Below are 19,576 nucleotides of genomic sequence, written 5' to 3' on the forward strand. Positions count from 1 at the left end.
TCAAAGTGGATATCAGCTTTGCCTGTTACCATGCCCCTATACCGTGCAACCATCATCTGTGTTGCCTCGGTATAGTCTTTTTTTAATTTAGCGCCTTTAAAACGATTGAAGCGCTCTGCTTGGATATACTCATTAAGACTTGGGTACTCCAAATCAAGCCTAATCTTAATCATGCTTAAAATCCTCACATTGCTCTACACGCCAACTTACGGGCATTACACTGCCCCTAAAATTAATGCGTGTATTTGGGATTAATTTACGCTTGCCATCTTTAGTCTGATAGCACTTGTAATCGTCCTTTTTTCGATAACATTTAGTAGGACGTAGCCAGTCTGGAAATTTACTCATAAGCACCTCTTAAAACGGTATATTTTGCTCATTACCAAAGCTATCAAAGTTAGATGGCTCATTTGCCTGTACCTGTAATGACTGCCCTACAAAGTTAGCAATAACTTCCGTAATATAGCGTTTTTGCCCGTCCTGTGTTTCATAAGAACGGGTATTTAAACGACCTTCAACGAAACAACGGCTCCCTTTGCGCAGGTTACCAGCTGCTTCCCCTAATCTGCCCCATGCAACACAATTGATGAACGAAGTTTGTTCCTTCTGTTCATTGGTTGTAGAATCAAAATATGTGTTTGTCGCAGCCACTGTAAATGTCGCTACGGCTCTACCAGTTTTAGTAAAACGCACTTCAGGGTCACGCGCTAAGTTACCTAAGATTTGTACTGAATTCATGCTTTATCCTCTCCATTCTGGATGGCGTAAACTGGCACCACCCAACGTAATTAATCGATTAGTGCTACGCAAGCGATCTATCATACGCTCATCGTACTCAACCTTTAACTGCTCAACGGTAAGATTGGTTGTAATGATTGTAGATAGCCTACTATCGTACCTATCCGCTATCACAGAGGCAATCTTACGCCGTGTCCAACTCTCGTCACTCTTGCCTCTGTACTCACCACCCAAATCATCAAGGACAAGCAATGGTGTTGTCCTTAGCCGTTGCTCAAAAACGTATGACTCCTCTTTATCTCGCAATGTCAGTAACTTATCCAACAAACTCACCATCGAGATAAAATAAGCACTCCGTTTATTAGCTAACGCCGCTCTCATTACCGCAATAGCAGCGCACGTCTTACCTGTACCAACAGGCCCTTTTAAAATTAGCCCTAAGCCCTTATCAAGGTTTTGTGCGATGTTAGATGCGTAATCAAGGATAGTTTGATAAGCCTCTTCACTTGTATCTAATGTTGCAAGCGTTACATTTTCATAACGTCGTCCAATGCCATAAAACTTGTAGTCCAAAGGCTTATTATCACCACTCATCGGTTTCATTTTCCCATTTATCTGGTTTTCCTCCGCCTGCTGTTTGAGTTGTGCGATGAGTATCTGTATTTGACTCCCGATTTGTTCCGTTGTAATCATTCCTTTCCCATGTTCTTACGGCAGCTTGCCAATCTTTCATTTTGGCTTTACCAACAAGCCAACCATTGGATTCGTAGTAATCAACAAAACGATTAGCATCGACTCGATTATTTCGTTCTTTACAATACGCAATAACTTCACCAACAGAAGGCTTAACAAATTTGCTTGAAACCTTCTTTGTTTTACTTTCTTTACTATCTAGTCTAGTCTTGTCTAGTCTAGTCTTATGTATGTCATCGGATACTTTGTCGGTTACTTTATCGGTTGCTTGTTCGTCTACTTTATCGGTTACTTGCTCGGTTGCTTTATCGCTTACTTGTTCGTTTTGCTTTCCATTTTGGTAAGCAAAGTAATTCATTATGTATATCGTTGATTGTTGCCCTTGTCTTACACGGTAATCAATAAGTCCTGCCTGTTTGAGCGCATTGCGCGCTCTATGCAGGGATTGAACCGACAGACCTGTGTTAATGCTTAATACCATATTCGTCACATTAAATTCTCTTTTCCATCCACATTTGTTATTGATATGCATCAAACCATACCAAAGCGCTATAGCAGAACTTGAAAGAGGATTAGTCAGTAATAAATTATGGAATGCATTGATTTCATCAAGATATTTCATATACTTTACTCTATACAATCATCGTCATTGATGAGGTCTATAACATGTACTACAATGTCTTCTAATGCTTCAACAGCCAACTCACTACCGTATGGCTTATATTTTTTCAAATCATCAATCTTTTGATTCAATAATATTTCAACAACTTCTATCTTTTTCATAACTTTCAGTCCTTTCTTTGACTATTGTTAAAAGTAGTTTTTTAACTCGTCTACTATCTACCCCGTGTGCCACTTCGTGGTGGCAATGATTACAGAGTGTAGCTAAATTAGTTAACTCACTTGTACCACACTGCCCTCTACTCACTATGTGATGTACCTCACTCGGTCTATTACAGCCACATAAAACACAATGCGGATAACCATCAATGCTATCTCTCTCAATAGCCTGTTTACGTGTTCTTCGATATAATTTATCGTCCTCACGTTTCCTTTTGTTCAAGCTGCTCACCCCAATCCGCAATCAGCGATTTTATATAATCACTGGGATCAATAGCTATACCAAGTTGCCTACACTCGTCAACTAAGCACTCAATTAATCGGCTCATCTCGGCTACATTGTAAGTGCTAGAGCCACTATATAAGTAAACTCTCTTAACGCCCTCTAAGCGCTCATAATCATCAACAATTGCTAACCACCCTAAACCGTTGTGTCGCCATTTGCGTACGATACTATCTACTAAGTTAGTTGGTATACCTACTGGCTCGCCCTGTTGGCTATCAAGGATTGCTTTACGGTATACATCCTCTTTAGAGGTGTAGCCATTTTTACTTAATTCGAGTGCTATCTTTTGGCATAACAACCAACAGTAAGAGTTTGCATTCAATGAGCGTTTCTTGCTTTTCTTTTTAATTTCTACTGTATATTCATCATCAGGATTTAATTTACTAATTGAGTCATCGTGTGGAGCAGGTATTACTACCTGCCACCCGATTGACTGTAATAAGTTAATCCCCTTTGTTGACCATTTCATGACGATTTCTTGCTGTAACGGAAATCATTTACATAGTCATATAGTTTTTTGAAATCATCTTCCGTCAACTTACTCGATTCACTTCGTTTTAATACATTTTTGCAATAGTCCTTAAGCTGCTGTTCAGTCATACCACCTTGCAAAGCTCTATTTTTAATATTAGTCCATGTATAAGCCGATTTATCTTCTTGTTTATCATTAGATTCTCTGTTATCCATAGTGTCGGCATCTTCTACATCGTCAATAAGAAATAAACCATTTAAAGCATATTTCCGAGCATATGAAGATGTAGCTCCTGTCAGTTGTGAAGCATCCATCCCTTTTTTACTAGCTTCTTCTCTTGCGTAAGCTGTATTTGTGATAGTTTTATCACCATCTGTTACAGTGGCAGTCGTTTTAACGTAATAACGTCCATCAAGGTTAATTATTTCGTCGCTAATAGTTAATAACAAACCTTGTTTTTGTAACAACGGCTTAACTACTTCTAATATATCTTCACAACTACGGTACTTATATTTCCCAAAGCTATTGAATTGATTCTTCGGGGCTTTTAGTTCTGCTTGCACTGCTATTAATTTTTCAATCATAGTGCCTCCTATTTAATTTGAATATTTTGTTTAATCACTAATTCTGCTCCTGGAATATCTATCTTATTATTAATTGCTTGTTTTATAGCCGTCTTATCTGCATCAACAGTTACCTTAGTACGTTTATATTCATCAGGTATTGCTGCTAGATCCAATACATTTACAATAGTTGACTTCCTATAACCGATAGTAAAGCTATTAACATGAAGGCTCTTAACTCCTTTTACTTGCATAGCTATATCCAAATTAGCTTTAAGCATATCTATGAGTTTTTTTTGTCTCTCTTTACGTTTGCGCAATCGCTCTAATTCTTGCGTTACGCCTTCATTGTCAGCAGTGAGAATAGCAATAAATTTAGCCGTATTTTCAGCTTTTAATTCAATACTTTCATCAATCATAGCTAATGTATCCTGAATAGCCATAATATCATCTTCGTTTTCTGCCAATAACATCATATTTTGAAGTTCTTTATAACTATTAGTTAACTCATACATTCTTTCCATTTCAAAGGCTCCTGTGTTATACTAAAAATAGGTAATTTTACTGTGCCCCTTTAATCGTGTCCGCGATTGAGGGGCTTTTAATTTTATACATGACGTTTACCCAACAATTCCGCTGCGAAAAAACACGCAGCAGATGTTGCCACTACCGCCCAAATAGTAATACCATCGGCTTGCCCTACATCCACGGTACCAACGGTAGCAACAACACCAAAGCCTGTTATGCTGTACAAGATAGGGCGTATAATATCATCAATCACACGCATATTATCACTCCTCTACTAACCCACTACTCATCAAAAGTAACTCTGCTGTTGCTTTTTTGATGAGTTCTTTTAATTTTTGATTTTCTAGCTTAAGTTTTTCATTGTCAGCTTTGATTAACCGATAATTCCAAGCGTTAAACTCATCTTCTATGCCACATAATGCATCGATTTCTTTTTGGCTAAATTTAATCTTAGGTACATGCGGTAATCGGTGGATTACACGTTCATCAGCCATTTTATAAACTGATTTCTCTGATATACCTAAAATTTGAGCTACTTCTGGTACACCGTAAGTTCTACATTCCATAAGTCTCACCTCACTTTATGTTATAATCACCTTAGAAAGGGGGTGATTATAAATGAAAATCAATCAATTAGAATCTGCTGTTGTTTTTGAAGCACTAAAACGTTATGTTACTGAATTAAAATCATATCAATCAAATCACCCAGAACATGATTTTAGACTAGAGAAAGAAATTCAAATAGTTGATGATATAATGAAAAAAATTAAAGAAGAATACAAATCACTTAATATTCCAACTAATCTTTTATAGCTTTTTCTAGTTTCTTTCGTTTATTTTGGATAGATTTCCAATTAAGGGTCTTGTTATAGCAAGGCTCTTTTTTATTTTGTAACCTACATACCTCACAATAACGGTCTAATAACTGCGGTAACACAGGGTAAATGTCACCTATCTTACTTTTTGCAATACTCGTTAAAATTAATAACTTCAACTGCTTTTTGATTTTTTTCATATAATCACCTCTATTCTTTTACATTCCACAAAATCATTTAAGTAAAGTTTCAAGGGGCACATTAAAATAATTTGCAATTTTAAGTAACTTATCAGCTTTAGGAGTATATTTTCCATGCTTCCAAGCAGTCAAAGTAGCTGTAGGGATACCCGTTTCTTTAGATACTCTATAAGCAGTTACCTTATTTTTCTTTAGCAACTTTTCAAACTTTGTATACATGTATTTCTCCTTTCTGTAACTAATTTTTCTTTCATAAGCTATTGTCATTAACTAAGAAATGTGATATATTTTAGTTGCGACAATTATATAACAAAACTTAGTCATTCTAACCTATTCAGAAAGTTATCTTTGCTACAAGACTATAATATCAAAGTTTTCTTTCGCAGTCAATAGGTTTAAGAAAGTTTTCTTTCTTATTTTACGAAAGGAATTTTTGCTATGTATGAGAGATTTGAACAACTATTAAAAGAAAATAATATTACCCCGTATAGAGTGTCTAAAGAAACGGGCATCCCTACAGCAACACTTAGTTCTTGGAAAAAAGGCACATATACCCCTAAAAATGATAAACTCCAAATAATCGCAGATTATTTTAATGTTACGGTTGATTGGTTATTAGGTAATACAAACCTGCGCAATTTACCAACCGAAGGCTATTATGATGATCCAGAAGTTGCTCAACTAGCCAACGAAATAAAAAATGACCCCGAATTGCGAATTTTACTCGACGCAAAACGGAGCCTATCCAAAGAAGATATGGAAAGTGTTATTAATATTACAAAGTCTTTATTAAAAAAGGAAAGAGGTTTTGAGGATTGAATTTTTTTATCCATTTAGTTGATTTACCTTGTAGCGTTGGTGGTTATACAAGACAAAACGAAGATGGTACTTACACTATTTTATTAAATGCGCGCTTATCAGTAGCAGAACAACGTAAATCTTATATTCATGAGTTAAGTCATATTGAAGGCAATGATTTTGATACTGAAATGCAAGCAGATTTATTAGAGCGTATGAGGCATGAAACGGGGTATTAGTTATGAATATAAGCATAATTTTAAAATATATCGGTATTATTACCGTCTCATTACTTTGTATTATTATCTTTTTATTCTTAATAATAAAAATTAGAAGATTTTTTTTCGAGTTAGGAAAACCTTGGAGAGAAATCAATAGAAAAGGTATGTTACTTCATGCGCGATTATCCGGTCTAGAGTTAAAGAGAGCCCAAGACAATAACGAAGAATACGATAGAAATAACACTTATTTACTTTTGTATGAAGCCTGTGGTGGAGACAATCCTGAAATTATTATCAATTGCATTATTGATGACGATTATTTAATTAACGGACTAATAAACATATTAACACATTCAACTGTTTTTTCTTCATTACAATGGAATCAACAAGAAAATATACTTAATTTCATTGAAAATGAAATACAGATGTCTCCACAAATTGTATTAGTAATCAGAGTTAAAGAATTTTTTGGAAATGAATCTGCCGCTAATTATATACTGGATATAATTACAGGAAGATTAATATAACAATTAGTATTATCTTTTGGTCGATTGTTTTGTTATTGGTTAATTTGGTTTAAAGAGTAAAGGATTTTAGCCGAATTAGTGAATCTATGGAGTAGATATTGTAGTTAAATAAAAACCTCACCTATTGAAATGGTAAGGATAGCACTACAAACATATTCTATTTCATATATTTTTAAGCAATATTCTAACTATTTAAACTGATGTTATTTCGAATATTGTGTAAAACACACCTTAATTTCTATTTCCATATATTGACGACATACACGATGGGTGTTATTATAATATCAACAGTACCCATCACGCTTAGATATTGAATATAATTCATATCTAGCGCACCAGGATGGGTCTTTTTTTATACACGAAAGGTTTTTATATGATTATAAAGGAACCACTTACTATTAAAGAGCAAGTCAAACGACTTGCTTCTAGAGGATTAGAAATTGATGACGTCGAGGAATTAGAAACTTGGCTAAAAAATGTAGGATATTACCGCTTAAGTGGTTACTGGTGGGTATACGAAGATAAATATCCTAATGTAAGTCCCCGAAATCATAAATTTAAACCTGATATTTCATGGAAGAAAATAAAACATACCTATATTTTTGACCAAAAATTCCGCAACACTATGTTTACAGCTATTGAAAAAATAGAAGTCGCACTAAAGTCATTATGGGCACAACATTTATCAACAACTTATAATACTTCGCATCCTCACGAACGCAAAGATTTGTTCAAAGATGAAATATATCACAACAAAAACCCTTATACCACTTTAATAAATAACTATAAAGACAGCAAAGAACCGTATGCAATTCATTATAGAACTAAATATCCAGAGTTAAAAACTCCTCCTATTTGGGTCGTTACGCTAATCTTGACATTAGGTGATTTTTCTAATTGGCTAAAAGCAACCCCTAGCAAAGATTGTAAAGCAATAGTTAAGGATTTTCCTTATTCTCAAAAAGAAATAATCTCTATCTTAAGCCATTTACGTTGGGTAAGAAATGTATGTGCTCATAACGGACGCCTTTGGAACAAACGCACACCTTTTGTATTTGAAGCTCCAAATAGTGCTAAAGCAAGACTCATTTTTTCTAAAAAAGACCCAGCAAAACTAGATAGTAAAATCTATAATACTATCATTGTAATGTCAGATATATTAAAAGTAATCGATCCTAATTATCCTTTTACTTATTTTATAAAAGACATGATTCAAAAAAATAAGCATATCGATGCCGAACACATGGGTTTTCCATCAAACTGGTTAGAGCTCGATGAATGGAAAAATCCTACACCTGAACACAAATATAATAAAAAGAGAACTAGTCACAAACAAAACAAAAAACCTATCACTCTAAATCCAATTACACCATTATTCCATAGTCGATTGTGGAGAAAAAACTAAAAAAATCCCCCCTGCGCCAACAGGATAAAAAAACTAATATTCTACACTAAAGTCTAGACAAAACACTCTAGATTAATACCACTAAATTCACAAAATAGTTGGAGATAAAATTTTATCTCCACTATTTCGGTTAAAATGGTGGTGCAAATTATTTACTTTTTTCCAAACAAAAAAATCCCCCACCTGCGCCAACAGATGAGGGACGCCAATACAGCACTTAGAGCGCTATATCTACAGTAATTAAATTATAACACGCTCTAAGTCTATTCACTATACCTATTTTTAGACAAGGAGCGTGATTTTTTTATGCCGATAAAATTCAATAAAACCTTACGCAAAAAGGACAACGGTTGGCAAGTAATTATTAGCTATAAAACATCCACTAGTAAATGGCGTCAAAAATCCAAACAAGGTTTTGAAGAAAAGTGGATAGCTAAAAACTACGGTGACGATCTAATAGAGCAAATAAAAAAAGAGGCAGACCTTAATACTGACTACAAAGGAATCACTTTAGAAGAATTTACAGAGATATATAAAGCCGATAATAGAGATCGATTAACCTATAATACACTACAAGCAACAAAATATGCAGTAAAAGCTTTAGGTAATGTAAGATTTAAGTCTATTGAAGAAATAACCCTATTAGATATAAACAAGAAATTTAGAGAATCTAAACTATCAACATCTACTAAAAATTTATATATTCGCTTATTAAAAATAATTTTCAAGTACGCCGTATCTCCCTATAAAATCATAGCTCACAGTCCACTTAACGCTGTTAAAGAGCATAAAGAGAAAAAGAATATTACTCAGCACATATCATCTAAGGTTTACACGGCAAATGAGATAGAATCATTATTTACTGGGCTGAAAAATAAAAAGAAAAAGGAATACTATTACCAATGTTGCTTAGCTTATTACTGTGGCCTACGATATGGCGAAATAGTAGGGTTATCTTGGCTCGATATTAATTTTAATGAAAAAACTCTTTCTGTGTCTAGGCAAGTTGCTCGAACAAGTACCAAAAAATATAGCTTAACAGCCCCTAAAACAGCGGGAAGCATTCGAACCATACCGATGCCTCCGAAATTAATTGAAACGCTCTTAGAGTACAAAAAAATAGCCCCACAGAATGATAAACAACTATTGTTTCTCAGAAATTCCAGTACAAACTTTGTAAATGCCTATATCCATACTATCATCAAAGATAAAAATTTTCACGATTTACGGCATACATACGCAACAACACTCTTAGCGAATGGTGTTGATATAAAAACGGTTGCAGCCCTGTTAGGCGATACTGTACAGACTGTAATTAACAACTATATACACTACACCGAAGAGATGAGAAAAAAGGCAGCTATAGATGTTGCTAATATTTTTAAGTAGTTTTTTGACGATTATTTGCCGATTACTTGCAAAACGCCTGTATCTAAGCCTTTTATAAGTTTTATTACACTACACCATATTATATCAAATTTCGCCCTTTTTTTGAATAAAAAGAGCCTTCCCTTTCAAGGTCAAACTACTCCTTTGACCCGTTAAGGCAAGACTCTTACATTTTAATCACGGCGAGTTCGCATAATACCGCGGTCTGCATTGCGCAAGAAACGCAATAAATTTTCAATTTCGACGGAGGAATTCAATTGTAATTCCATTTCTTCAATAGCTCGCGATAAGCTATAACCAGACCGATAAATAATACGAAACGCTTGTTTTAAATCATGACGCACATCTTCTGAAATACCAGCGCGGGATAACCCTACTGAATTCAAACCAATAACACGTGCTGGTTGCCCATCAGCAATTACATATGGCGGAATATCTTGAACTACTTTAGCCATACCACCTACCATTGCATTACGACCAATTTTTACAAATTGATGCACACCAGCAATACCACCAATAACAACACGATCTTCTACTACTACGTGACCAGCTAGACCAGCGCAATTACTCATGATTACATTATTACCAACAATACAATTATGAGCAATGTGTGTACATGCTTGGAATAGGCAATTATTGCCAACTCTTGTTTCTTCACCTTCGCCAGTGGCACGACTAATGGTAACACACTCACGAATTACTGTTTCATCACCAATATTACAAAAACTTTTTTCCCCTTTGAACTTTAAATCCTGTGGTTCTAAACCTACAGCTGCACCAGGGTAAATTTCACAACGCTGTCCTATGGTAGTCCATCCACCAACTACTACATTCGCACCAATTTGAGTACCGTCACCAATGGTTACGTTTTCCCCAATTACGGCACCAGGACCAATAACAACACCTTTGCCAATTTTGGCATCTGGATGTACAACAGCTGTGCTATGTATATTGGAGGTAGCATTTTCCATGCCTACTACTATCATCTATGTCACTCCTTGCTCTGTTGAGATTGCGACTTTTGTTTCACATACTTTCCTTATTAATTACATAATCGTAGTAAAACAAAAATATTGAACTGCTATTTTACAGAACTTTTCACTCTAAAACAGAGAATTTTATCTAATAACATGGAGAAAATATACGCTTAACACACTTTCTCTTAATATTTCAACATTTTTCACTTATACAAGCGCAAACATGTATTCTCCAGTAACAGCTAATTTATCACCTACGTAAGCTTTACCTTCTACTTTACCCATTTTACCCTTGATTTTTACAACTTCTACTTCCATGCGTACTTGATCGCCTGGTTTTACAGGATGACGGAAACGAACTTTATCAATCCCTGTAAACATTGGTGTAAGTCCACGATTTTCTTCTGGATATAAGAGAGCAATGCCCCCTACTTGCGCCATTGCTTCAGTAAGTAAAACGCCTGGCATTACAGGATTTCCAGGAAAATGGCCTTGGAAGAATAATTCATTCATAGTAGCATTTTTAATGCCTACGGCACGTTTCATTGGTTCCAATTCAATAATGCGATCCACTAATAAAAATGGATAACGATGTGGTAAAATCTCCATAATTTCTTCAATATTAAGAATCATGTTAATCCTCCTTCATTTCTTGCAAAATTTGACGGGCTAAACGAGAATTTAATTCATGACTCGATTTTAACCCAATAATATGCCCTTTAATAGGGCCGAGGAGAAACAAGTCCCCTAAAATATCAAGTATTTTATGACGAACTAATTCATCATCATAACGCGGTACGGACAAACAAGAGGTATCATCATAGACTAACACATTATCCGTGTTACCACCTTTAGCTAGCCCCATAGCCTGTAACTGCTCGAGCTCATTCATAAAGCCAATTGTGCGAGCTGGTGAAATTTCCTTTTCAAAAACAGCTTCGGAATCTAAATGAATATCCACCTGCTGTGTTCCTAACAAAGGATGATTATTAATAGACGTAAAGGTTACGCGCAATCCATCATAAGGAACAATCAAAATATAGCGGTCGCCATCATAAATGGCATGAGATTGTTTCACCGCATACATAGCTCGTTTAGTATCTAATTCTTTAATGCCTGCTTTTTTCATCAAATCAACGAATACAGCGGCACTCCCATCACCAACAGGTGGTTCTGGTGAATTTAATTCTACATAGCAGTTATCAATACCTAAACCATAAAAGGCAGCTAATAAATGTTCTACAGTAAATACTTTAGCTTCGCCAGCTTCCAATGTAGTCGCACGATTAGTGTTAGTCACATTTTCAGGGCTTGCTTTTACTGAAGGATGTCCTGGTAAATCAGTACGTACAAAGATGATGCCTGTATTAGCCTCTGCGGGACGCAACGTCATGGTCACCGGCAAGCCACTATGGAGTCCTGTTCCTTCATAGGTAATCTCCTTAACAAGCGTCTTTTGCTTTAATACCATACGCCTCCTCCTTTCCTCTATTGACGATTCAACTCTTGCAATACACATACATCACTTCTGATGTCTATAGTCTTAAATGACACTGTTATTCATTATATACTATTCTCTAAAAACAAGGCAAGCTATTGCCTAGTCTTTCATTGGATCTGGTGGCACTTCAATCTTGCCGCCATAATAGCGACGAGTCCACTTCCAACGATTATGAATCCAGAACCAATCTTCTGGATAACGACGAATATAATCTTCAATCCATTCATTGAGTTGAGTCAATGTAACAGCGGTGTCACGTCTTTTATCCTCTGTATGCTCTGCATAAAATGGTTTATAGGCAGTCACAATATATTTTCCTTTATACTCATCATAACGAATTGTGACAGGAATAATAGGTACATCTCGCATACGTCCCATAACAGCTGGTCCTACAGGTGTTAATGTTTCATAGCCAAAAAATGGTACTAATTGACCTTTATCACCCGGGTCTTGGTCCATGATTAAACCAATCATAGCCCCGCCATGAAGTTCTTTAACCATTTCACGAACACCCGTTTTATAGGTAACATGTTGATGCATAATAGCTCTATATTCATTAATAAACTTATCTGCATCACCATTTTGCTTCATAGCCACAGAAATAAGCGGATACCCTTCAGACGCTAAGATGCCGCCTAGTAATTCCCAGTTACTACTGTGAATCGCCATTAAAACAGCTCCTTTGCCACCTTCCTGAGCATCATCAAGATATTCTCGGTCAACCCACTCAAACATCTCTTTATATTTACCATCTTTAATTTCTGGATAGCGCAATACATCGATAATCATACGACCAAAGCGAGTCGTGCTTTTCTTCGCAATGCGCCTAGCTTCGGCTGGATCATCTGTTATATTGCAAAACAAAATCTGTCCAATGGCCAATTTACGGCGCTTCGGTGGCAAACAAAGCCAACACAATTCCCCCAGCAGATGCCCAATGGCATACTGTAAGCTATGAGGTAACGCACAGATTACGGCGCTAAACAGTTTCATAAATCTATACATAGACGCTCCCTACTTTGCTGCTAATTGCTCTTTTAAAGCAGCTAACTCTTTTTCTAATTGTTTAATTGTCTTAGCCATTTCAGGTAAACGATTCTCATAGGCCGATAACTTAAGCCATTCCTTATGAGGCCGTTGTGGGAAACCTGCATAGGTACCATTCGATGGCACATTGCCAATAATCCCAGTCTTGCCTGCAAAGGTAACATTATCACCAATCGTAATATGACCAGTACAACCAGTTTGCCCTGCAAAAATTACATGATTACCGCATTTAGTACTACCTGCAATACCAACCTGAGCAATGAGGAAACAGTCTTCCCCAATTTCAACATTGTGGCCTAAATGTACAAGATTATCAATCTTCGTACCACGACGAACTAAGGTAGAACTCATGGTAGCATTATCTACACAGGAACAAGAACCAATTTCTACATCATCTTCCAAAATTACATTGCCCACTTGAGGAATGTGAGTATGTACACCATTTTCAGTAGCAAAACCAAAACCTTCGCCACCGATAACAGCTTTAGCCCGTAAAACAACACGTTTCCCTAAAATACAATTTTCATGGACAATAGCACCACTATAAATAACTGTATCTTCACCGATTTTTGCATTATGGCCAATATACACATACGGATGTAATACTACATTGTCACCAATAACCGCATTATCATAAATAACACAATATGGGCCTACTGTAACATTCTTACCAAAGGTTACATTATTACCAATAATAGCTGTCTCATGAATGCCTGTAGGAAATACAACTGGCGGATGGAATTTCTGTAAGATTTGTGCAAAAGCGACTTTCGCATTGGGCACTACAATTTGAGGAATACTCACATCTGCTAGGGGTGCCTCTACTATGACAGCACCTGCTTTACTTTGTCCAACAAATTCACAATATTCGCCCACGGCAAAGGAAATTGCCTGTGGCGCTGCTTGGTCAAGACTCCTAGTTTCAGCAATCTCAACTGTTCCATCACCTATTACTTTACCCTGTACACTGTTAGCTAGTTCCTCAACTGTATACGTCACTGTGAAAGTCTCCTCTCAATCCATTAATAAATGGTTAACTTATTTATTCTCTGCCTGCTGTTCGCCATTAGCAGCTGCTTGGTCTTTATTTTCAACCTTGCCCATTTTAGTCAATACTTCTTCTGTCAAATCAACGCCACCACTAACGAGTGCATTTTTTTCAACAACAGCAGTAATACTTTTTTCTTTAGCAATGGCTTGTACATTAGTATCAACAGCATTGCGGAACTCATTAATCATAGCTTGTTGATATACTTGCATTTCCTGTTCTGCTTTTTGTTTGCTCTGCATCATAGCATTAGCATCTTGCCCTGCACTTTGTTCCTGCGCTAAGCGTATATTAATTTCATTGAATTTAGCTTCTAATTTAGAACGCGTATCTTGGCCTTTTTGGCTTTCTGTCATAATTTTTTGCATATCTACATAGCCCACTTGTTCAGTCGTGCCACAACCAGCTACTAAACCAACGGATACCATCATAGTCAATCCAGCCAATACACGTTTTACATTTTTATTCATTCCTGAAAACTCCTTTATTGTGCTGCGCTATACGATGCAATAATAGCATCAGTTACATCTACAGCATTTACATTTGAAACTTCATTAATTACGATTAAATCTAAATTTCGTTCTTTTGCTACCACCATAGCTCGCATGCGTACATCTTCTAATATGGCATCATGCAATGCATCCACTTCACTTTGTTTAGCCTTCAAACGACCATCCCAAGCGGAGTTCCAATCTACAGGATTTGGCAAATTATTGGTAGCTAAAATAGAATCTGCTTTCGCTTTCATCATCTCATCGCGACGAGTTAATAATTCTTTTTGTAAATTAGCAGCATACTCATCTAGCTCTTTTTGTCCCGCTGCACGCAAAGACGACAACTCGCCATCAACTTTTTGCTCTAATACTTGTATATCATTGCTTTCAATAGACTGACTACGCTGTGCTAAAAGAGCTTTTAATTCTTCCTCTTTAGCCGCTCGTTCAGCCTCAAGTCTTGCCTTTTGTTCGTCTGTAAAAGCTAAAGGCTGCGTATTACTACTTAATTCTAATTGCAAATTAACAATTCGTAAATCAGCTTCTGTCATGTCAGTTTTTAATTCACTGCGATATTTAGCAATGAGTGCAATACGTTGCTTTTGATACGCAATATTTAATTCTTGTTCTTTCGCTTTTACTTTACTCATCAATTCTGTATTTAACAGGTCGGTAATTTCTTTATCAGAACCTAAAGATTGTAATGCTAAGGACTGTTCTTGAGATTTCAACGTTAAGGTTTGTTGCTCACTTTTATACTTAGCTTGCAAATCTTCTAATTCTTTTTTAGCTTTTGTATAGTCTTCATAAGCAGGATTAAATGAAATTACTTTCTCCATTTTTACAAGTCCCACTTTAGGCAAAGTAGCGACTCCTGTAGATTTTGATGAATCTAAGCGACTGTGAATAAAAAGCCCCAGTAATAAGGCGACAATCACAACGACAGCTACCAAAATCCAACGATAGGTTAGCTTCATTGTAACGCCTCCTTTCTACCTATCAGACTTTGCTCATCCTTAATCCATATATTATTTCTGAGTATTTGCATCCGTTGTTTCAGCACCACTGTTTAATTTTTTCTGTACTTGATCTGTAATATCTACGCCACCATATAAAACAGTACGTTTATCCATTACAATGGATAAACCTTTCGCATCAGCAACTGCTTTAGATGCTTCACCTACTTGGTCCTGAATTTTCTTCTGGATTTCCATCATCTTATCTTGTACTTTGCCTTGGTACTGAGCCGCTAATTCAGCTTTTTGATTGTCATCCATATTAGCGGTTTGATTATTAAATTCATCGCTAAGCTGTTTCTTGTATTCATCTAACTCTTTGTTAGCTGCCACAACCGCTGGGGAAGTAGCACTCAATACTTTAGTCGTATCAATCACACCAATATTACTGTTAGTATCTGCTGCCATGCTTGGAGTTGCCATCTGTGTATACGCGATAGCCCCAATACCTAGCAAGAAAATAACAGCAACAAACAAAGATACAAATTTCTTATTTTTTTGGTTATTAATTAACCGCATCATAGGCAATATACCTTCTTTCTTTCTAACATCTAATTACATTATAACCTATATTCTTAAATATAACCGATTAAACGTAACCATTTATTATCTTCTGTCACCACATATTCTAAGGTCAAGTAATTATTCAAATCATAGCCTAAACCAAATTCATTGCGGTGAATTTCAAAATCCCTTTGCGCTCTCACATGCCAACGTTCGCCGATAGTCTGACTAAGCCATACACGGCTATATTTATCAGATAGATTGTACTGATAAGCAATCGTTGTATCTGGCGTAATATGATACGCATAGGATGGATAAAACGACCACTTATACGTATCAGGGAAGAAATTGGTTTCTAAATACCAATCGCCCCGCCCCTGTTTTACCCCGGTAAAAAGCTTAAAACCTACATTATGCTCCGCTTCCGATCCCATGTCCAAATACGCTTCACCGCGCACAATATAGCGTGACGAATCCACCTGTATCTTAAGCAATAAATCAGTGCCTAATTGCAATTGTGGTGTCATAGATATACCAAAGCGTTCACTAGCCCGACTAGTATTTAAGCCTTGTTGAATATCCTTTAAAATATCACTTTCATGGCGAGCAATAAAAGCTACGGGAACACCTTCAAAACTCACTAAATAGGAGTCATAATAACTCTTGGTAGCAAAAAACAAACTAGACGGCAATGTATTAGAAGAAATCTCCGTGCTACTATGCCGCACCATAGCGCCTTGTGGAATTAAATACACCCGCACTTTTGTATCAGTGCCAGGTGTAATTTCTACTTGTGGAATAAATTCTGGTAAGGCCCCTTCTAATTCATTACGAACCAATTGACTGGTAACAGCACTAGCCCAATCTAAGGAATCTAACGGTGCCCCTAGCAAAATTTGTTCAATCCGTGGCTTTACAAATGCCACATCTTGAGCTACTAATTGCTGAGCTAAAGGTGTTAAATTACCATATTCAACTGACACCTCTACGGTTTGAATTGTCTGTCCATAAGGTCGTAAACGAACCTCTAATTGACTCGTTATACCTGGCGTAATCTCCAAAGACTCTACCGTATACCCATACAGAATGCGATCAATAATATCACTTGTCACTTTATGGTATGTAGCTTCACCAGCTCGTACAGTCTCTGTGTCAACACCAATATATAATTTATCAGCTGCCGTCTGCACCGCAGCGGTCATGCGTTTTGCCAATACGGCGGGCAGTGGTTGCCTGGCTCCTTCTAAACTCACTGTCACAGCCTCAATCGGCTCTGCATAAGCAACAGATGTAGCAGTAGCGGCCATATATATGGCCGCTCCCACCCGTAAGCCCCAACGCTTCATAATTAGAATTGTCCACCAAAGCTGAAGTGGAATTTTTTATCGTCTTTACTTACACCATAATCAAGACGAATTGGTCCGATAGGTGTAGTAATACGAACACCAGCACCTACTGAAATGTTGAAGGATTTATCATCATCATACCAAGTTACGTGTGGTGCATCCCAAGCATCACCCATATCAGTAAAGAGTACGCCCGTTACTTTCTTAAAGAGTGGTACACGGTATTCTAAAGTAGCATTGTACATTTTCTTACCGCGGAACTGATCATCTTCAAAACCACGAAGTGTATCAGCACCACCTAATGTATAAAGTGCGCTATAAGGTACATCCCCTTGAGCCCAACCAATACGGCCACGGAATGCAATTACTTGATCTTTACCAATCTGTTTGTAACTACGATATTCGCCAGTGAATTTATAGTAATCGAAGTCACCGCCTAAACCATGACCCGCCCATTGAACGGTACCAGATAAACGTTGACCACGTTTTGGATCATAGATGTTATCGCGGGAATCATATACTTTCTGCCAAGTAATACTATTAGTACGACCGAAGTTGTTCTTAATATACTTTTCACCTGCAAAGTCATGTTCTTCATTGTTCCAAGAATAACCAGAAAATCTTGCTCGTTCCTCTGGCGTTCCTGTCCCAGGACCAGCGGCATAGTTATAGCCACTGTTTTCATCTTCGTCAAATTTCCAGCCATCTTTACGAGTTTCAAGAGTCAAGTAATCTCGTGTATATTCGCCAGTCTGACGACCTAAGGAAATACTAATCCCCTTTTGCGTTTTTACATATTCAGAAATATCTTCCCCGTCAGAGTTGTAGTCTGTATAAGTATCTTCACGGTCAAAAATAGTTAAGCCAAGAGATGTCCCTTTATCATCAATCCAAGGACGCAAGTAGGATACAGAATAGTTTCTATAACCAGCTGTACCACCGAATTCCCAGTGAACTTTAATTTTATCACCAGTACCACGTAAGTTGTCTTCCCCAACTTCAACGATACCTACGAAGCCATCGGAATCAGAATAACCAGCACCTAAAGTAATCGTCCCAGTTTTATGTTCTAAAACGTCAATTTCAAGAACTACTTTATCTGGTGTAGAACCTTCTAACAAACGAACGTTAACATCGTCAAAATAACCTAAGTTATATACTTTTTCAACAGAACGACGAACTAAGAATTTATTGAAAGGTTGACCTTTCTTTTGGTTAAATTCACGAAGAATTACATAATCTTTAGTCTTTTTATTACCATGAGGTATGATATCTTCAACAATACCTTCTGTAATGGAAATATGAAGAACACCATTTTCATCTACAGCTAAATCATTAACACGCGCTAAAATATAGCCGTCACGATTATACGCCGCATTAATCCCTTGAATACGTTCGCCCACTTGCACTGTATTAAGCACTGTATTAGGCTGTACATTCAAGTAATTAACTAGCATTTCATTGCTGTATACAGTATTACCTTCAAATTGTACAGTTTTTACAATCGGATTCACGGTAACTTTATAAGCGACTTTAACACCTTCTGGCACAACAGTAATAACAGGGTTGATTTCAGATAAATAACCACTTGCACCAAGTGCCGCAATATCAGCTTTAATAGCCTCAACAGTTAAAGTATCACCAATATGATTTTTTAATAAAGCTACATATTCATCTTGTACTTCTGCTGGCAACCCATCTACAGAGAAACCAGTCATAACTTTACCAACATATGGTTGTAAGTCTTCATCAGTTACACTCGAAAAATAACGAGCATCTGGTGTAGTAATTTCAGTTTGTACACCGGCAGCTTGCTGTTCTTCTAATTTGGCCCCTTCCCCTTTAGCGACCGTTAATACACCTTTATCTTGTGTGGCCAAAGAGGAGTTGTCTAGTTCCTGACGCTTTGCTTCTTTTGCATCGGACTCCTGTGCCTCTTCAATACCACCACGAGCCGCGCTAATGGCATCTTGTGCTGCTGCATCGCTAGCTGCTACTGTACTAGCTACTGTTGTTGTATTCTGTGTGTTTGTGGCAGTTGTTTCATCTGCTGCCCAAACCGTAGTGCCACTTAATGCTGCGACTACAGCTACAGCCAACATGTTCTTATAGGCTCTCTTATTCATCATTTACTACATCCTCCTAAAAAATAATGCCTTCTTATTTTA

29 protein-coding genes are annotated in these 19,576 nt (G+C 36.9%); 6 read left to right on the forward strand and 23 right to left on the reverse strand.

Going from position 1 to position 19,576, the window contains the following annotated elements:
- Positions 1-165: 165 nt before the first annotated feature.
- The 11 genes from NFR27_RS06525 to NFR27_RS06570 form a co-directional block, all read right to left on the reverse strand.
- On the reverse strand, positions 166-348 hold the full coding sequence (locus tag NFR27_RS06525; protein WP_251454735.1) for a hypothetical protein: 183 nt from the start codon (positions 346-348) through the stop codon (positions 166-168).
- 9 nt (positions 349-357) lie between these two features.
- Complete coding sequence (locus tag NFR27_RS06530; protein WP_251454738.1) at positions 358-738, reverse strand: single-stranded DNA-binding protein; 381 nt, start codon at positions 736-738, stop codon at positions 358-360.
- A 3-nt stretch (positions 739-741) separates the two neighbouring features.
- The gene (locus NFR27_RS06535; RefSeq protein ID WP_251454741.1) at positions 742-1,341 is read right to left on the reverse strand and encodes an ATP-binding protein; all 600 of its coding nucleotides are present in this window, start codon (positions 1,339-1,341) and stop codon (positions 742-744) included.
- Positions 1,322-2,053, reverse strand: a complete 732-nt coding sequence (locus NFR27_RS06540) for a hypothetical protein (RefSeq protein ID WP_251454744.1) — start codon at positions 2,051-2,053, stop codon at positions 1,322-1,324. The genes NFR27_RS06535 and NFR27_RS06540 overlap by 20 nt, the downstream gene beginning before the upstream one ends.
- A gap of 5 nt (positions 2,054-2,058) precedes the next feature.
- Positions 2,059-2,214, reverse strand: coding sequence for a hypothetical protein (locus NFR27_RS06545; RefSeq protein ID WP_251454747.1), 156 nt, complete (start codon positions 2,212-2,214; stop codon positions 2,059-2,061).
- Positions 2,192-2,503, reverse strand: coding sequence for an HNH endonuclease (locus NFR27_RS10145; RefSeq protein WP_420910580.1), 312 nt, complete (start codon positions 2,501-2,503; stop codon positions 2,192-2,194). Before NFR27_RS10145 ends, NFR27_RS06545 begins: the two co-directional genes overlap by 23 nt.
- A complete protein-coding gene (locus NFR27_RS06550; protein ID WP_251454750.1) occupies positions 2,475-3,026 on the reverse strand; it encodes a hypothetical protein in 552 nt (183 codons plus the stop codon). Before NFR27_RS06550 ends, NFR27_RS10145 begins: the two co-directional genes overlap by 29 nt.
- The gene (locus NFR27_RS06555) at positions 3,023-3,613 is read right to left on the reverse strand and encodes an ERF family protein (RefSeq protein WP_251454753.1); all 591 of its coding nucleotides are present in this window, start codon (positions 3,611-3,613) and stop codon (positions 3,023-3,025) included. Before NFR27_RS06555 ends, NFR27_RS06550 begins: the two co-directional genes overlap by 4 nt.
- An 8-nt stretch (positions 3,614-3,621) precedes the next feature.
- Positions 3,622-4,116, reverse strand: a complete 495-nt coding sequence (locus NFR27_RS06560; RefSeq protein ID WP_251454755.1) for a siphovirus Gp157 family protein — start codon at positions 4,114-4,116, stop codon at positions 3,622-3,624.
- A gap of 83 nt (positions 4,117-4,199) precedes the next feature.
- Complete coding sequence (locus NFR27_RS06565; RefSeq protein ID WP_251454758.1) at positions 4,200-4,379, reverse strand: hypothetical protein; 180 nt, start codon at positions 4,377-4,379, stop codon at positions 4,200-4,202.
- Between the two features lie 4 nt (positions 4,380-4,383).
- Positions 4,384-4,686 (reverse strand): helix-turn-helix domain-containing protein, encoded by a 303-nt coding sequence (locus NFR27_RS06570; RefSeq protein ID WP_251454761.1) that lies wholly within the window; start codon positions 4,684-4,686, stop codon positions 4,384-4,386.
- 52 nt (positions 4,687-4,738) lie between these two features.
- On the opposite strand from NFR27_RS06570, the gene NFR27_RS06575 reads away from it, so the two are divergent.
- A complete protein-coding gene (locus NFR27_RS06575) occupies positions 4,739-4,933 on the forward strand; it encodes a hypothetical protein (protein ID WP_251454764.1) in 195 nt (64 codons plus the stop codon).
- Here NFR27_RS06575 and NFR27_RS06580 read toward each other — a convergent pair.
- Positions 4,920-5,135, reverse strand: a complete 216-nt coding sequence (locus NFR27_RS06580) for a hypothetical protein (protein ID WP_251454767.1) — start codon at positions 5,133-5,135, stop codon at positions 4,920-4,922. The genes NFR27_RS06575 and NFR27_RS06580 overlap by 14 nt on opposite strands.
- Before the next feature lie 33 nt (positions 5,136-5,168).
- Entirely contained in the window at positions 5,169-5,354 is a 186-nt protein-coding gene (locus NFR27_RS06585; protein ID WP_251454770.1) for a helix-turn-helix domain-containing protein, read from the reverse strand.
- A 219-nt stretch (positions 5,355-5,573) separates the two neighbouring features.
- On the opposite strand from NFR27_RS06585, the gene NFR27_RS06590 reads away from it, so the two are divergent.
- The 5 genes from NFR27_RS06590 to NFR27_RS06610 all read left to right on the forward strand — a co-directional run bounded on the left by NFR27_RS06590 (position 5,574) and on the right by NFR27_RS06610 (position 9,475).
- A complete protein-coding gene (locus NFR27_RS06590) occupies positions 5,574-5,954 on the forward strand; it encodes a helix-turn-helix domain-containing protein (RefSeq protein ID WP_251454780.1) in 381 nt (126 codons plus the stop codon).
- On the forward strand, positions 5,951-6,172 hold the full coding sequence (locus tag NFR27_RS06595) for an ImmA/IrrE family metallo-endopeptidase (RefSeq protein WP_251454783.1): 222 nt from the start codon (positions 5,951-5,953) through the stop codon (positions 6,170-6,172). Before NFR27_RS06590 ends, NFR27_RS06595 begins: the two co-directional genes overlap by 4 nt.
- A 2-nt stretch (positions 6,173-6,174) precedes the next feature.
- The gene (locus tag NFR27_RS06600; RefSeq protein WP_251454786.1) at positions 6,175-6,681 is read left to right on the forward strand and encodes a hypothetical protein; all 507 of its coding nucleotides are present in this window, start codon (positions 6,175-6,177) and stop codon (positions 6,679-6,681) included.
- A gap of 373 nt (positions 6,682-7,054) precedes the next feature.
- Positions 7,055-8,086: an Abi family protein gene (locus NFR27_RS06605; RefSeq protein WP_251454789.1), complete on the forward strand. Its 1,032-nt coding sequence runs from the start codon at positions 7,055-7,057 to the stop codon at positions 8,084-8,086.
- 306 nt (positions 8,087-8,392) lie between these two features.
- Positions 8,393-9,475 carry a tyrosine-type recombinase/integrase gene (locus NFR27_RS06610; protein ID WP_251454791.1) on the forward strand — a complete coding sequence of 361 codons (1,083 nt, stop codon included), beginning with the start codon at positions 8,393-8,395 and terminating at the stop codon, positions 9,473-9,475.
- 173 nt (positions 9,476-9,648) lie between these two features.
- Here the strand turns inward: NFR27_RS06610 and lpxA are convergent, their stop codons facing one another.
- The 10 genes from lpxA to NFR27_RS06660 all read right to left on the reverse strand — a co-directional run bounded on the left by lpxA (position 9,649) and on the right by NFR27_RS06660 (position 19,537).
- Positions 9,649-10,461: an acyl-ACP--UDP-N-acetylglucosamine O-acyltransferase gene (lpxA, locus tag NFR27_RS06615; protein WP_251443450.1), complete on the reverse strand. Its 813-nt coding sequence runs from the start codon at positions 10,459-10,461 to the stop codon at positions 9,649-9,651.
- A gap of 198 nt (positions 10,462-10,659) precedes the next feature.
- Positions 10,660-11,085 carry a 3-hydroxyacyl-ACP dehydratase FabZ gene (gene fabZ, locus NFR27_RS06620; RefSeq protein ID WP_251443453.1) on the reverse strand — a complete coding sequence of 142 codons (426 nt, stop codon included), beginning with the start codon at positions 11,083-11,085 and terminating at the stop codon, positions 10,660-10,662.
- Position 11,086: 1 nt separating this feature from the next.
- Positions 11,087-11,923, reverse strand: coding sequence for a UDP-3-O-acyl-N-acetylglucosamine deacetylase (gene lpxC / locus NFR27_RS06625; protein ID WP_251443456.1), 837 nt, complete (start codon positions 11,921-11,923; stop codon positions 11,087-11,089).
- 129 nt (positions 11,924-12,052) lie between these two features.
- On the reverse strand, positions 12,053-12,958 hold the full coding sequence (locus NFR27_RS06630) for a lysophospholipid acyltransferase family protein (protein ID WP_251443459.1): 906 nt from the start codon (positions 12,956-12,958) through the stop codon (positions 12,053-12,055).
- Positions 12,959-12,967: 9 nt separating this feature from the next.
- On the reverse strand, positions 12,968-13,999 hold the full coding sequence (gene lpxD, locus NFR27_RS06635; protein ID WP_251443462.1) for a UDP-3-O-(3-hydroxymyristoyl)glucosamine N-acyltransferase: 1,032 nt from the start codon (positions 13,997-13,999) through the stop codon (positions 12,968-12,970).
- A 39-nt stretch (positions 14,000-14,038) separates the two neighbouring features.
- Positions 14,039-14,518 (reverse strand): OmpH/Skp family outer membrane protein, encoded by a 480-nt coding sequence (locus NFR27_RS06640; RefSeq protein WP_251443465.1) that lies wholly within the window; start codon positions 14,516-14,518, stop codon positions 14,039-14,041.
- A gap of 14 nt (positions 14,519-14,532) precedes the next feature.
- Complete coding sequence (locus tag NFR27_RS06645) at positions 14,533-15,519, reverse strand: hypothetical protein (RefSeq protein ID WP_251443468.1); 987 nt, start codon at positions 15,517-15,519, stop codon at positions 14,533-14,535.
- A gap of 51 nt (positions 15,520-15,570) precedes the next feature.
- Positions 15,571-16,080, reverse strand: a complete 510-nt coding sequence (locus NFR27_RS06650) for an OmpH/Skp family outer membrane protein (protein WP_251443471.1) — start codon at positions 16,078-16,080, stop codon at positions 15,571-15,573.
- Positions 16,081-16,133: 53 nt separating this feature from the next.
- On the reverse strand, positions 16,134-17,408 hold the full coding sequence (locus NFR27_RS06655) for a hypothetical protein (protein WP_251443474.1): 1,275 nt from the start codon (positions 17,406-17,408) through the stop codon (positions 16,134-16,136).
- A 2-nt stretch (positions 17,409-17,410) separates the two neighbouring features.
- Positions 17,411-19,537: a BamA/OMP85 family outer membrane protein gene (locus tag NFR27_RS06660; protein ID WP_251443477.1), complete on the reverse strand. Its 2,127-nt coding sequence runs from the start codon at positions 19,535-19,537 to the stop codon at positions 17,411-17,413.
- Positions 19,538-19,576: the final 39 nt, after the last annotated feature.

Origin of the sequence: Veillonella intestinalis, from assembly GCF_943192895.1 — a bacterium.
Lineage (GTDB): Bacteria > Bacillota > Negativicutes > Veillonellales > Veillonellaceae > Veillonella_A > Veillonella_A intestinalis.